The following is a 13,531-nucleotide window of genomic DNA, read 5'->3' as shown; positions in this document are numbered from 1 at the left end:
ATCGACATTCCGACAGGCTCGGGATGTCATCCGCGGCCGGTCGGCCCCCAGCCGACCGGCCGCCGCTGTGTTCACCGCAAGGAAGCTGGTGGGTCAGTTGAGTGTCGCCATCGAGGTCCGCGGGCTGTCCCGTACCTTCCACACCACCGTCCGCCGCCCCGGTTTCGCGGGCGCCGTCCGTTCCCTGGTCAACCCCGAGCGAGTGGCCAAGCACGCGGTCTCCGACATCACCTTCGACGTGGCCGCGGGTGAACTCCTCGCCCTGCTCGGCCCGAACGGCGCCGGCAAGTCCACCACCATCAAAATCCTCACCGGCATCCTCACCCCCACGTCCGGCGAGGCCCGGGTCGCGGGCGTGGTGCCGTACCGGGAACGCGAGCGCAACGCCCGTAACGTGGGCGCGGTGTTCGGGCAGCGCACCCAGTTGTGGTGGGACCTGCCGGTGCGTGAGTCGTTCGCGATCCTGCGGGACATCTACGAGGTTCCCAAGGCCGAACACACCGCACGGCTGAAGGAGTTCGACGAGATTCTGGAGCTGTCGTCGTTCTGGGACACCCGGGTCCGCCATCTCTCGCTCGGCCAGCGGGTGCGCAGCGACCTGGCCGCCGCCCTGCTGCACGACCCGCCGGTGGTCTTCCTCGACGAGCCCACCATCGGCATGGACGTGGTGGTGAAGGAGCAGGTGCGGGAGTTCCTGCGGCACCAGGTGGAACAGCGCGGCCGTACGGTGCTGCTGACCACGCACGACATGACGGAGGTCGAGCGGCTCGCCGAGCGGGTGGTGCTGGTCAACCACGGCCGGCTGATGCTGGACGGCTCGCTCGACGAGATACGCCGGAAGTTCGGCTCCACGTGGCAGGTGCGGGCCACGCTGGCCGATCCGCACGCCGAGGTCGTGCCGCCGCCGGGCACCACGCTGCTGCGGCACACCGGCGCGCAGATCGTCCTCGGCCCCGACGGGCCGGACGCGCCCACCGTCCAGCAGGCGCTGAAGGCGGTGATCGAGCGGTTCGAGGTGGCGGACATCGCGCTGGACGAGGCGGACCTCGAGGACGTGATGCGGGCCGCGTACGCGCACGCCGGGGAGGTCTGACGTGGCCGTGCTCCAAGCCTGGCGCGCCGCCCGGGTCACCCCGCTCGGCGAGCTGAACGCACCGCCCCGGATGACCGCCGTCGCGCTGCGGCTGGCCGTGCAGGTGGTGCTGGTCTGGTCGCTGTGGAGGGGCCTGTACGCCCAGTCCGGCACGACCGCGGGGCTCAGCCGCGACCAGGCGGTCACGTACGCCGTGCTCGCGGTACTGGCGTCCCGGCTGCGGGAGCTGGACCAGTACGCGGGCCGGGACACCGTCCTGCAGCACATGCACTTCGGCACCATCGTCTACTGGTACCTGCGCCCGCTGCCGCCGCAGCGCTACTACGCCCTGCGCGCCGCCGGTGAGCAACTGTACGGCCTGGCCTGGGCGTTGACGGGGTACGCGATCTGCCTGGCCGCGGGGGTCGTCGAACCGCCCCGGTCGGCCGCGGTGGCCGGGGTGTTCGCGCTGAGCATGCTGCTGGGCCAGTGGGTCCTGTACTACGTCATGCTCCTCCTCGACCAGTTGTGCTTCTGGACGGTCCGCAACACCGCGGCGATGCTCATCCTGCTGTTCGCGCAGAACCTGCTGTCCGGCGTGTACGCGCCGCTGTGGTTCTTCCCGGACTGGTTCGTGACGATGAGCTCCTTCCTGCCGTTCCAGGCCACGCTGAGCGTGCCGCTGTCGCTGTACGTGGGGCGGATCCCCCTGTCCGACGCGGCGTTCCAGCTCTCCGTGCAGGCCGCGTGGGTCGTGGCGCTGGCGTTGTCCACCCGGTTCCTGTGGCGGCGGGCCGCCCGGCGCGTGATCTCGCAGGGAGGCTGACATGTCGTTCAAGGCTCTGCGGATCGTGTGGCGCGTGACGGCGCTCAACTTCCGCGCACAGATGGAATACCGCACCGAGTTCCTGCTGATGATCGCGATCGGCGCGATCTGGCAGGTGTCGGTGATCGTGTTCGCGACGGTACTGCTGTCCCGGTTCGCCGGGATGGGCGGCTGGGACAGCTCCGACGTGCTGCTGATCCCCGCGACGCGGATGCTGGCGCACGGGCTGTTCGTGCTGTTCCTCGGCCGCATGCACTGGGCGGGACGGCAGATCCAGGAAGGGCGGATCGACATCTACCTGATGCGCCCCATGCCGGTGCACCGGCAGATCCAGCTGGCGTTCTTCCCGACCAACGCCATCGGGGACCTGACGGTGGCGGCGGGCCTGATGGTGGGCGCGCTCTCCCGCAGCGACCTGGACTGGACGACGGGCCGTGTCACGTACCTCGTCGCGGCCGTGCTCGGCGGCATGCTGCTGGAGGCCGCCCTGTTCACGGTCGTGGCCAGTGCGTCCCTGCGTTTCCCGGCCGCCGACATGTGGGGCCGCTGGCTGGAGGAACTCCTCGGCACCTTCGGCAGTTACCCGCTGAACGTCCTGCCCAGAGCGGTGGGCGGATTCCTCACCTTCGGTCTTCCGCTCGCCTTCGTCGCCTACTTCCCGGCGGCGGTCCTGACGGGCCACGGCCACACGACCGGAGTCCCCTTCTGGCTCGCGGCGGCCTCACCGCTGCTCGGGCTGCTGGCGTATCTGGCGGCGCGGCTGGTGTGGCGGTGGAGTCTGCGGCACTACAGCGGCATCAACGGCTGACGGTCCGGCCCGCGCCGCGAACCGGGGTGAACAGGGCCGCCACGGCGAGCAGGACACAGATCGCTCCGGCGGCCAGGGCGACCGGGGTCGTGCCCTGTTCCTCCGCGGCCCAGGTCAGCACGGCGGCACCGATCGGTGCCGCCGCGTAGTGCAGGGTCCAGAACGTGGAGGTGACCCGGCCCAGGAGGTGTTCCGGGGTGATTTCCTGACGGAGTGACATCGAGCAGGTGCCTCCCACGGCGGCGCAGGCGAGGAAGGCGGCGCTCAGGACTGCGACGACCGGCACGTCACGCGCCCAGCCGAGACCGGCGAAGGCGAGCCCGCACCCCGCGACCGAGCCGGCCCACGTCGGCCCGAAGCCGAGGCGGCGGCGGACCCCGGCCACGAGCAGGGCGCCGGTGACGGTGCCGAGCGCGCCGGCCGCCATGACGGTGCCGACGGTTCCGTCGCCGTGCCCGAGATCGTGCTTGAGGTGATAGATGACCAGGTCATGGATCCCGAGGGTGAGGAAACTGAAGACGAACAGCAGGCCGGTGAGCGAGCGCAGCACGGGGTGGCCGCGGAGAAAGACGATGCCGGTGCACAGGTCCTGCCACAACCCGGGCCGCTCGCCCTGCTGTTCGTCCGCACTGCGTGGGCGCAACCGAACGAAGAACAGGCAGGTCGCCGACACCCCGAAACTGGCGGCGTTCACTCCGACGGCCGCGGCCGGGCCGGACCACGCGGCCACCAGCCCCGCACACAGCGGCCCGAGGACCCCCGCTCCGGCGGCGGTGGCGCTGAGACGTCCGTTGGCCTCGGTGAGCCGCCCCGTGCCGACCAGGCCGCGCACGACCGTGACGTAGCCGACCGCGAACAGCATGCCGACGGCCTCGCACAGCGGCAGCACCACGTACAGCAGCCAGGTCTGCGGGCCGAACAGCCACACCAGCGGCACGGCCCCGTACAGGCCCATGCGCAGCAGGTCGCAGGCGATGAGCAGGCGGCGCCGGTCCACGCGGTCCACGATCGCCCCGGCGAACACCGCCGCCACGACCGCCGCGGCCCCTCCCACCCCCGTCAGCAGGCCCATCCGCGCGAGGGACCCGGTGGCCTCCAGGACCAGCAGGGGCAGGGCGATCAGCGCGAAGGAGTCGCCGAGCACGGAGAGCGTCTGGGCGGCCCAGAAGATCCCGAAGTCGCGCTGCCGCCACAGCGGGCGCGGCTCGCGTAAGCCGTCGTCGGCGGTCTCCGCGAAGCCGCCGGGTTCGTCCTCGCGCCGCGCAGCTCCCTGCGTCATGCCGCCTCCCCCGTCCGGAGCCCGTTTCCCCCGGCAACTCTATGACGGTGCGGTGACCGGGAGTTGCCGGAAAGGCACCCTGCCCGTCGCACAGGAGCTGTCCGAAGGGCTGAGCCCGAAGGCCGGGGCGGGTAGCCTCGGCAGCGTGCAGTGACCTCTCCGGCGGCGCTCCCCTCGCGCCGCAGACGCGAACCGATCCGTACCCGCGGCCGCCGCCTGCGCGCGCCGCGGACGTTTCCGCCTGGAGAGATCACCATGGTGCGCGACAACCACGAGCCCGTCCCCGGCGCGAGCCCCGAGGAGACGCTGTGGGCGTTCACCTCACGGGCCATCGCCGACCCCGCCGTCGTCGGGCTCGTCCTCAGCGGCTCCCGGGTCCACACCGGCATGCCGACGGCCCGCTCCGACTACGACCTGCACGTCGTCGTCCACGACGAGGGCGTCCCGGCCCTGGCGGCGCTCGACCGCTTCCGCTCGGCCCACCTCGACCTCGTCGTCATCCCCCTCGCGGAGTTCCGCACCCGCGGGATGCCCGGCCGGCCGGACAGCTTCGCGCGGTACTCCTACGTCCACGCCGAAGTGTTGTTCGACCGCTTGGACGGGACCATCGCCCGGATCCTCGACGACAAGCGCACCCTCGGCGCCGACGAGGCCCGGGACGCCGCCGCCAGCTGGCTCGACGCCTACGTCAACCAGACCTACCGCTCGCTCAAGAGCTACCGCGACGACCGCCCGGACATGGGTCATCTGGACGCCGCCGAGAGCGTCCCGTACGCCCTGGAGGTGCTCTTCGCGCTGCACCGCCGCGTCCGGCCCTACAACAAGTTCCTGCGGTGGGAGCTCGAACGGCAGCCTCTGGGCGACCCCCGGTGGGCCGCGGACCGGCTCCTGCCCGTCCTGCGGCGCGTGCTGGCCGACGGCGATCCGCCCACCCAGCGGGCCCTCTTCGACGAGATCGAGGAGGCGGCGCGCCGGGCCGGGCACGACCGGGTCCTCGACGCCTGGGGGACGGACCTGGAACTCCTGCGCCACCGGTGACGCCCTGCCGGCCGGCGTCCGTGCAGGGCCGGGAGGAGGTCCCGGCCCTGCACGACGGCGTAGGACACGGCCCCGAGCCGCACAGCCCGCTGCCCCGCCCGACGGTGCCGAAGGCCAGCCGTGCCGTCACCGAGGGAGTTGGTGCGCCCCACCGGTCCGGCGCTCCCCCACGCCCGCCGGCGGCTACGATCACGTGGTGCGTCCGAGGGGGCTCGTCCTCGGCACGGCGCTCTTCGAGAGGTGATCCCCGACCCCATGCCCAGAGCCGGTCTCACCCCCGAGCGCCTCGTGGCGGCCGCGGTCGAGCTCGCCGACGAGGTCGGGTTCGAGGGCGTCACCCTGTCCGCGCTGGCCCGCCGGTTCGGGGTGAAGGACGCGAGTCTGTACACCCATGTCCGGAGTCTGAAGGACTTGCGGACCCGCATGGCCCTCCTCGCCGGTGGCGAGATCGTCGACCGGATCGCGGAGGCGGTCGAGGGGCGGGAGACCGGCCGGGACACCCTCGCCGCGTTCGCCGCCGCCTACCGGGCCTACGCCCTGGAGCACCCCGGCCGGTACGCGGCGACGCAGATCCGCATCGACCGGGAACTCGCCACGGACTCCCCCGCGATGCGGCGAACGGCGGACGTCACGTACGGCATGCTCCGCGCCTACGGTCTGGAGGAACCCGACCTCACCGACGCCGTGCGCCTGCTGCGCAGCACCTTCCACGGCTATTGCGCCCTGGAGTCCACCGGCGCCTTCGGCGCGCCCCGTGACGTGCAGGTCTCCTGGGACAGGGCGATCGACGCCCTGCACGTACTGCTGATGAACTGGCCGGGCGAGAAAGGGACTTCCGGATGACCGAACGCACCCGAGCCGACGTCACGGCCGATGTCATGGCGGAGCGCTACTCCCTCGGCACCGGCCCCTGGACCATCACACCCATCGCCCGGGGCGCCCTCGGCCGGATCTGGAGACTCACCGGGAACGGCCGCTCCTGGGCCGTGAAGGAACTCCTCTTCGGCTGCGACGAGGCCCAGGTCGCCCGCGAGGCCGCCTTACGGGCCTCCGCGGCGGGCCTGGGCATCGCCTCGCCCCGGCTCCACCGCGACCGGCACGGCGCCCATGTCTCCCGCCTCGACTCCCCGGGCGGCGGGTCGTGGGTGAAGCTGTACGACTGGGTCGACGGAGCCGAGGCGGACGCCCGCGACCCGGACGTCCTGGACTGGTTCGGCCGGACCATGGCTCTGCTCCACCGGGCCGGCGAGGGAACCGTCGAGGCCCCGGACGACTGGTACGAGCGGTGCCCCGACGACTCCGGCTGGGAGGACGTCCTCAAGAAGGTGCGGGACGCCGGCCTGCCGTGGTCGGACGAACTGGACCGGTTCGTCGCCACGTCCGCGCCGCCGCTGGCCTACTGGGTGACTCCCGCACCGCCCGACGGCCGGGTGACCTCCCACCTCGACCTCCAGCCCCAGAACGTGCTGATCGGCCGGGACGGGCCCGTCCTCCTGGACTGGGACAACGCCGGCCCCGTAGCCGCGGAGCGGGAGTTCGCACGCGCCCTCCACGTCTGGTCCGGCGGCAACGACGTGGACATCGCCGCTGCCCGGCGCCTGGCCCGGGCGTACCGCGAGGCCGGCGGCCGGGCCGTCCTCACCGGCCCGGAATCCTTCTCGATGCTCTTCGCCACGGCCCTGAACTACATCCATGTGCAGGCCGAGACCTCCGTCGACCCGGCCGTGACCGCCGCACAGCGCGAGTACGCGGCCCGGCAGGCCGTGACCTGCCTGCGCACGGTGCCCGACCTCGCCGCCGTGTCCCTGCTGGTCGCCGCGCTCGACACCTAGAGGCCGGTCCGGCTGCCGGCCCTGCCGGGCGCGCGACAGGGCCCGGCGAGCCCCGCCACCTCGTCGTACGACGGTATCGGACCCGTCGGTGTGCGGCCCGCGCGGACGCCGGCCGCGGCCTCCAGTGCCGCGCCCAGTGCCCGCCGGTACAGGAGCGAGCCGAGGCTGATGCGGCTTACGCCGAGGTCGGCGAGGTGGGAGACGGGTGGGCCGCCGGGCGAGTAGAGGACGTTAAGGGGCACCTCCAGGTGGCGCACCAGCGTCTCGATCCGCCGAAGGTCGGTGAGGCCCGGCACGAACACCCCGTCCGCGCCCGCCTGTTGGTAGGCGCCGAGGCGCTCGACAGTGCCGTCGCCGTCGCCCAGCCAGTGGGTGTCGGTGCGGGCGTTGACGAACAGGTCAGGAGCGGCCCGCTTGACCGCCGTGATCTTCGCCGCGTGCCGGGCGGGCGGCCCGAGACCGTCCTCCAGATTGATGCCGACCGCTCCGGCGGCGTGCAACTCCCGTGCGAGCTCCGCCACCTCGTCCGGATCGTCGCTGAATCCGCCCTCCGCGTCGACGGACAGCAGAAACGGCTCGGATCCCAGGGCCACGGCCAGCCGCAGCGTCTCCTCCCGGGTCGCCGCCGCCCCGTCGGGAAGACCCGCCGCCGCGGCGACACCCAGGCTCGTCGTCCCGACCGCCCGGAAGCCCTGCCCCGCGAGGGCCCGGCCGGACGCGTGATCCCAGGCGTTGGGCAGGAGCAGGGGCTCCGCGGCCCGGTGCAGGGCGGCGAAGGCGGTGGCGGCTGCCGCCGGGCCGGACGGCTTCTGCTGTGGATCTGCGGTCATGCCGCCACGCTAGGCCCGGCTTGCTTCGGCGCGGACCGAAGTACGGCGGACGCCGGGGCACCGAGAAGCAGACGGAGCACCGTCCGAGGGCGGTCCGAGGCGGCAGACCTCAGTCGACGTGCACGCCGGACCCGTCCAGCCGGACCCGCACGTCGGGCCCATCGCTCCAGCGGACCGTCAGCCCGCCCTCCCCGGAAGCGGTTACCGCGACCGTTTCCGCCAGCGGTACCGGATCCGCCTCGGCGGTGAGCCGGGCCAGGGCGACGAACAGGGTGGGGTCCCCGGTGGTGGCTCCGGTGAGGCCGGCGTCGAGACCGACGGCGGGCAGGAGTTCCGCCCGGGTGCCGTCCGGCGCGGCCCAGCCGGTCACGCGGACCTCGGTCCCCGGCTCCGCCCCGGTGACCAGGTACGCCCGCACCTCCGCCGCCCCGTGCACCAGCACCGCGCTCGTCACCCGCGCTCCCCCGCCCGCCGTGTGCCGGGACGCCGCCCAGCCCTCGCCCACGCCGAGCGGTTCGATGCCCGTGCGGCCCGGGTCGCCGCCGACGAGGACGCTGTTGTCGTACGAGTCCGCGGGTGTCGTCACGGTGGAGTACGCCAGCCGCGTGTAGTACGGGTCGTAGCGGACGTCCTCGCTGCCGTGGTTGTGGAGCCGGACCACGCCGTCGGAACGGGTGGACTGCAGCAGCCAGTTGGGAGGCCCGACGGGGGTGGCGAAGTCCGCGCGTTCGGCGGGGCCGGGTTCCTCCGGTGCCGTCCACACCTCGTGGTCGGCGGGCAGGAGCAGGCCGAGGAAGCCCTTGCTCGCCCAGTACGGCGAGGCCGGGCCCGAGTACCCCTGGAGGACGGACTCGTCGTAGCCGTGCCAGCCGAGGGAGAGCAGGCCCCGGTCGTCCACCGCGCCCCGGTCCAGGAAGTACTTCAGCGCGCCCGAGGCCAGCCGCCGGGTCTCGCCGGGGGGCAGGGGCGTACGGCCGGTCAGCGCGCCCAGCCACAGCGGGGCCGTCGTGGCGAAGCGGTACGTCAGGGAACGGCCCTGGTGCATGGGGGCGCCGTCGCCGCCGAACAGGCGGGCGTAGTCGGAGAGGTGCCGGTGGAGGCGGTCGCCGTACAGCTGAAGCAGTCGCTCGTCGCGCTCCAGCCAGGCGTGCAGCACCGGGTAGAGGTGCATCGCCCAGCCGTTGTAGTAGTCGTACTTGCGGCCGTCGCCGTCGGTGTACCAGCCGTCGCCGACGTACCACTGCTCGATGCGTTCCAGACCGCGGTCGATCGCCGCGCGGGAGGCGTCCGGCTCGTGGCCGATCTCGGCCAGGAAGCCGCCCACGGTGACCGGGAACAGCTCCCAGTTGCAGGGCCAGGGCTCGGCCGTGAGGGCGTCGGTCAGCCAGGCGGCGGTCCGCTGCCGCACGCCCTCGTCCAGGCGGTCCCAGAGCAGGTCCCGTGTGAGGCGCAGGGCGAGGGCGATGGACGCCGCCTCCACCAGGGACTGGTGGCGGTCCTCGATACGGGGCCAGACGCCCGAGACACCGGCGGCGAGGCCCGTCGCATACCGCTCCAGGGCCTTCTCGTCGCGGCGGAAGGCGGCGAGCAGCAGGGTGCGGGCGTAGCCCTCCAGGCCGTCGGAGAGGCGGCCCGTCCAGCTGGCCCGGTCGCCGGGCAGGTGGTAGAGCGCGCGGTCGTCGGTGGCGTACGGCTCGACGGCGGTCAGCAGGGAGTCGGCCGCCGCCTCCCAGTGGGCGCGGGTGTAGCCGGTGAACGGGGACGTCGTGCGGTCGGGAGGCAGCTGCATCGGGTGTCTTTCGTGCTCGGGCCGGTGGATACGGATCGGACCTGGGGCGCCCCGGTTCCGGTCGGGGCGCCCCAGGGGTTCATCCCACCCGCACCGTGCCCTTCGGCACCAGATGCCGGGTGACGAGTTCGTCGCGGACGAGGCCCGCGTAGGCCGTCGCACCGCGCACGGAGGTGTGCGTGTTGTCGCGCGCCTCGTTCGTGAGGTACAGCGCCTTGGAGCCTTCCACGCCGAGCGACTCCACCAGCGCCTTGGTCTTCGCCGTGAGGTCGATCAGCGGGACGTCCCGGGCGGCGGCGACAGCGCGGATGACGGCCGGGTGGTCGACACCGAGGCCGTTGACCAGGAGCGCGGTTCCGTTGTTCAGCGTGCCGTCGGGGTTGAACCAGCGCCGCACGATGGGAGTGACAAGGACCGGCTGTCCGCCCTGTTCCCGGACGCCGGCCACCAGGGTTTCCAGGTTGGTCCGGTAGGTGGCCTCGTCCGTGGTCTTGTCGTTGTGGGCGAGCTGGACCAGGACCGGGTCGCCCGGGCGGATCAGGGGCCGTACGGTGGCCCACAGCTGCGGGTTCCCCAGATACGAGACCGTACTCTCCCCGGAATCGGCGTAGTTGGCGACGGACACACCCTTGCGGAGGTACTGGGGCAGTTGCTGTCCCCAGCCGGAGTACGGGTCGCCGGGCTGGTCGCAGACGGTGGAGTCGCCGACCAGGAAGATCTGGCGGGTGGGCCGGGCCCGGGTGACCCTGAGGTCGGCGAGGGCCGGGGCGGAGCCGCCGATGTTCAGGTCGAGGCCGGGGGTCCCCTCGGGGCCGGTGGGCTCGCCCTCGGGGGTGCGGACGTTCACCGTGAAGCTGCGGGTGACGCGCTGTCCGGCCGGTGCGGCCGTCTCGGGGAGCAGGGAGCGGCGGGTCTCCCCGCTGACGCTCGTGCTGGACGCCGCCCGGCCGCCGAGGGTGACCCGTACGTCGTAGGTGCCCGGCGGGACGTCGAAGTGGCAGGTGCCGGCGGCGCAGTGGGAGAGGCCCCGGCCCCCGCTCCTCGCATCCGCGTGGGCGGGTGCGGACGTCGATGCGGCCCCCAGGGCCACCGCCGCGACGACGGCGATGCTGAAACGTCTCACTCCAGGCTCCTCCCGGCATACGACACGACCTGGAGGGCGACCGTACCGCTCCGCACAAGCGCTTTCTAGACCTGGAGCAGTATTCACCGGATCTCTGACCGGACGCCGATGAAAGCCCTTTCACCGCATCGATTCAACTGTCGCCCTCGCTCCCACCGCCCTCCCGCACTCCCCCCACCCCTCGCAGGAGGCGGGGCGAGCGGGTTCCTCAGCGCGGGGACGGCGGTCGATGCGACCGACCTGCTGACCTGAGCGCCCCCGCCGGGCGGGCGGGTGTCAGGTCCCGCGTGTCCACTGCTGGTTGGTGCCACCGTTGCACGTGTACGTGATGAGCGCGGCACCGTTGGCGGTGGACGCCCCGTTCACGTCCAGGCACTCGCCGCTCGCGCGGGACCTGACGTTCACGTACGAGCCGGTCGTGGTCAGCGACCACTGCTGGCTCGTCGCGGAGGACGTGCAGTTCTCCTGCGTGACCGTGCTCGCGTTCTCCTGTACGCACAGGCCGCTGTTCCTGACCATCAGCTGGTAGTAACCGCTTCCGACGGACTTGAACCAGTACTTCTGGTTGGCGCCTCCGTTGCAGTCGTACTGCTTGATCTGGGCCCCGGGCCACAGCGACTGGCTCGTCACGTCCGCGCACCTGGAGGAGTGGCGGGCGATGAGGGTGTTGTACGTGGCGCCGGTGCCGGTGACGGTTCCGGCGGCCGTGTCGATCGTGACCTCCGGTGACCAGGACATGGCCATCGTCGTCGCGTTGGAGAAGGTCAGCGGCAGCCACACGTAACGCGAGTCGTTGACGGTGCCGCCGAAGGAGTTGCCCCAGCGGTCGCCCAGGTAGAGGTACGAGGTGCCGGAGGTGCCCTGCACGGGCAGCACGAAGGCGGTCTGCGAGCCGTACGCCGTGGAGTCGCCGATGCTCTTCATGGCCGACCAGGGGCCGGCGATGCTGGTGGCCGTGGCGTACTGCTGCTGGTTGGGGTTCCAGCCCGTCGCGCCCGAGGTCAGCATGAAGTACACGCCGCCCCGCTTGAACAGTGCCGGTGCCTCACGGTGGCCGCCCGGCCAGGGGTTGGCGACCAGGCTCGCGACGCCGGTGTAGTCGGCGGTGAGGCGGTAGATCTGCAGGTCGTAGTTCTCGCGGGCGGCGGAGATCATGTATCCGGCGCCGTCGGTGTCGGTGAAGACCGTGATGTCACGGGACATGTGCTGGCCGAGCGGGCGGAAACTGCCCTTCCAGGTGTAGTCGCCGTCGACGGTGTCGGAGATGGCGACGGCCGCGCGGGCCTCGCTGTAGTCGGTGCCGTTCTCCTTGTGCATCCACATCACGAACTTGCCGGTGGAGGCGTTGTACATGACCTTCGGCCGCTCGATGTTGGCGGTCGCGAGCTCGGGGGCGCTCGCCTCGGTCAGGACGTGGTTGCGGAACTCCCAGTTCTTCAGGTCGGTCGAGCGGTAGGCGTCGACGTACCGGAAGGTGTTGTCGGCGTTGCGGTGCTCGCCGAACCAGTAGTAGTAGCTGCCGACCTTGAGGACTCCGCCGCCGTGCGCGTGGACGGGGCTGCCCGAGGTGTCGGTGAACTGGGTGCCGTTGGTGATCGTCCAGGGCGCGGCCTGGGCGGGCCCGGCGGTGGCGAGGGCCGTGAACAGCCCCAGGCACAGGGCGAGAAGGGTGGCGCAGGCACGTCTCATGTCAGTCACCCGCCGTCGCGGTGTCGGCGACCGGTATGCCGAAGTCGGGGGTGCCGTCGGGCTTCCAGCCGAGTCTCTGGACGCGGGTGTGACGGTTCGGGTCGTTCAGCGGGTCGCCGTTGATCTCCTTGTACTGGCGGGCGTGGTAGACGAGGACGTCCGTGCGGCCGTCCTCGGCGACGGTGAAGCAGTTGTGGCCCGGGCCGTACTGCTTGTTCGTGTCGTTGCTGGTGAAGACCGGGGTCGGCGACTTGGACCAGCTCATGGGGTCCAGGAGGTGGCTGTCCGCGTCGGCGGTCAGCAGACCCATGCAGTAGTTGAAGTCGGTGGCGCTGGCCGAGTACGTCATGAACAGGCGGCCGTTGCGCTTGAGGACGTAGGGGCCCTCGTTGACCTTGAAGCCGATGCACTCCCAGTCGTACTCCGGGGTGGACAGCCGCACCTGGGGGCCCGTCAGGGTCCAGGGGTTCGCCATCTCGGACAGGAAGATGCCGGTGTTGTTGTCCAGGCCGGGCTCGTGCTGGGCCCAGGCGAGGTAGCGCTTTCCCCGGTGGGTGAAGGTGGTGGCGTCCAGGGAGAAGGTCTCCCACGCCGTCTTGATCTGGCCCTTCTCCACCCAGGTGCCCTGGAAGGGGTTGGGGTGGGAGTTCTCCAGCACCCAGATGCGGATGGCCCAGATGTCCTCGGCGGGCGCGGAGGCGAAGTAGATGTACCACTTGCCGCCGATGCGGTGCAGTTCGGGCGCCCAGATGTGGGCGCCCATGGGGCCGGTGGCGTGGGCGCGCCAGATGACGGACTCGTCGGCCGTGCCGAGGCCGCCGAGGCTGCGGGAGCGGCGCAGGATGATGCGGTCGTACTCGGGGGCGGTGGCGGTGAAGTAGTAGAAGCCGTCCTTGTGCCGGTGGATGTGCGGGTCGGCACGGTTGCGGACGAGCGGGTTCACGAAGGGGGCCGGCTTCGGGCGCTTGCCGGGTGTTTCGGCAGCGGTTTCTGCCGGGGGTGCCGCCTGGGCGACGCCGGGGAGGGCGGGGACGGCGGCAAAGGCGCCGGCGGCTGCGGCGCCTTTCAGCAGCAGTCTGCGGCTGGGGGCTTCGGGCAGAACAGGGTCGCGGCTCATGCGGCCTGCCTCTCATGGGGTGGGGGGAACACACCATGTCGTTCGATATTCCGAACGTCATCTGTCATTACGAACGCCGAAAAGGTAAGGGTGTGCCACGAGGAGGTCAACGGGTCTGACGGGGCGAG

12 protein-coding genes are annotated in these 13,531 nt (G+C 71.9%); 6 read left to right on the top strand and 6 right to left on the bottom strand.

Annotated elements, in window-relative coordinates; all coding sequences use genetic code 11:
- Positions 1–97 precede the first annotated feature (97 nt).
- From ACFCXS_RS27100 to ACFCXS_RS27090, 3 genes are read left to right on the top strand one after another with little or no spacing between them, the layout of a single operon-like run.
- Positions 98–1,093 (top strand): ATP-binding cassette domain-containing protein, encoded by a 996-nt coding sequence (locus ACFCXS_RS27100; protein ID WP_376646083.1) that lies wholly within the window; start codon positions 98–100, stop codon positions 1,091–1,093.
- A 1-nt stretch (position 1,094) separates the two neighbouring features.
- Complete coding sequence (locus ACFCXS_RS27095; protein WP_376645938.1) at positions 1,095–1,898, top strand: ABC transporter permease; 804 nt, start codon at positions 1,095–1,097, stop codon at positions 1,896–1,898.
- Between the two features lies 1 nt (position 1,899).
- Positions 1,900–2,706 (top strand): ABC transporter permease, encoded by an 807-nt coding sequence (locus ACFCXS_RS27090; protein WP_376645937.1) that lies wholly within the window; start codon positions 1,900–1,902, stop codon positions 2,704–2,706.
- Here ACFCXS_RS27090 and ACFCXS_RS27085 read toward each other — a convergent pair.
- A complete protein-coding gene (locus tag ACFCXS_RS27085) occupies positions 2,696–3,985 on the bottom strand; it encodes an MFS transporter (protein ID WP_376645936.1) in 1,290 nt (429 codons plus the stop codon). The genes ACFCXS_RS27090 and ACFCXS_RS27085 overlap by 11 nt on opposite strands.
- A gap of 255 nt (positions 3,986–4,240) precedes the next feature.
- On the opposite strand from ACFCXS_RS27085, the gene ACFCXS_RS27080 reads away from it, so the two are divergent.
- The 3 genes from ACFCXS_RS27080 to ACFCXS_RS27070 all read left to right on the top strand — a co-directional run bounded on the left by ACFCXS_RS27080 (position 4,241) and on the right by ACFCXS_RS27070 (position 6,855).
- Positions 4,241–5,023, top strand: a complete 783-nt coding sequence (locus ACFCXS_RS27080; RefSeq protein ID WP_376645935.1) for a hypothetical protein — start codon at positions 4,241–4,243, stop codon at positions 5,021–5,023.
- 255 nt (positions 5,024–5,278) lie between these two features.
- Positions 5,279–5,866, top strand: a complete 588-nt coding sequence (locus tag ACFCXS_RS27075) for a TetR/AcrR family transcriptional regulator (RefSeq protein ID WP_376645934.1) — start codon at positions 5,279–5,281, stop codon at positions 5,864–5,866.
- Positions 5,863–6,855 carry a phosphotransferase enzyme family protein gene (locus ACFCXS_RS27070; RefSeq protein ID WP_376645933.1) on the top strand — a complete coding sequence of 331 codons (993 nt, stop codon included), beginning with the start codon at positions 5,863–5,865 and terminating at the stop codon, positions 6,853–6,855. The genes ACFCXS_RS27075 and ACFCXS_RS27070 overlap by 4 nt, the downstream gene beginning before the upstream one ends.
- Here the strand turns inward: ACFCXS_RS27070 and ACFCXS_RS27065 are convergent.
- The 5 genes from ACFCXS_RS27065 to ACFCXS_RS27045 all read right to left on the bottom strand — a co-directional run bounded on the left by ACFCXS_RS27065 (position 6,852) and on the right by ACFCXS_RS27045 (position 13,403).
- Positions 6,852–7,685, bottom strand: a complete 834-nt coding sequence (locus ACFCXS_RS27065) for an isocitrate lyase/phosphoenolpyruvate mutase family protein (RefSeq protein WP_376645932.1) — start codon at positions 7,683–7,685, stop codon at positions 6,852–6,854. The genes ACFCXS_RS27070 and ACFCXS_RS27065 overlap by 4 nt on opposite strands.
- Before the next feature lie 109 nt (positions 7,686–7,794).
- Entirely contained in the window at positions 7,795–9,474 is a 1,680-nt protein-coding gene (locus ACFCXS_RS27060) for a DUF2264 domain-containing protein (protein ID WP_376645931.1), read from the bottom strand.
- A 79-nt stretch (positions 9,475–9,553) separates the two neighbouring features.
- The gene (locus ACFCXS_RS27055) at positions 9,554–10,597 is read right to left on the bottom strand and encodes a rhamnogalacturonan acetylesterase (RefSeq protein ID WP_376645930.1); all 1,044 of its coding nucleotides are present in this window, start codon (positions 10,595–10,597) and stop codon (positions 9,554–9,556) included.
- Positions 10,598–10,873: 276 nt separating this feature from the next.
- Positions 10,874–12,286, bottom strand: a complete 1,413-nt coding sequence (locus tag ACFCXS_RS27050; RefSeq protein ID WP_376645929.1) for an RICIN domain-containing protein — start codon at positions 12,284–12,286, stop codon at positions 10,874–10,876.
- A gap of 1 nt (position 12,287) precedes the next feature.
- Positions 12,288–13,403, bottom strand: a complete 1,116-nt coding sequence (locus ACFCXS_RS27045; RefSeq protein ID WP_376645928.1) for a family 43 glycosylhydrolase — start codon at positions 13,401–13,403, stop codon at positions 12,288–12,290.
- Positions 13,404–13,531: the final 128 nt, after the last annotated feature.

Origin of the sequence: Streptomyces sp. NPDC056373, from assembly GCF_042262425.1 — a bacterium.
Classification (GTDB): Bacteria; Actinomycetota; Actinomycetes; order Streptomycetales; family Streptomycetaceae; genus Streptomyces.
This window is presented reverse-complemented; position numbering and strand designations above follow the sequence as displayed.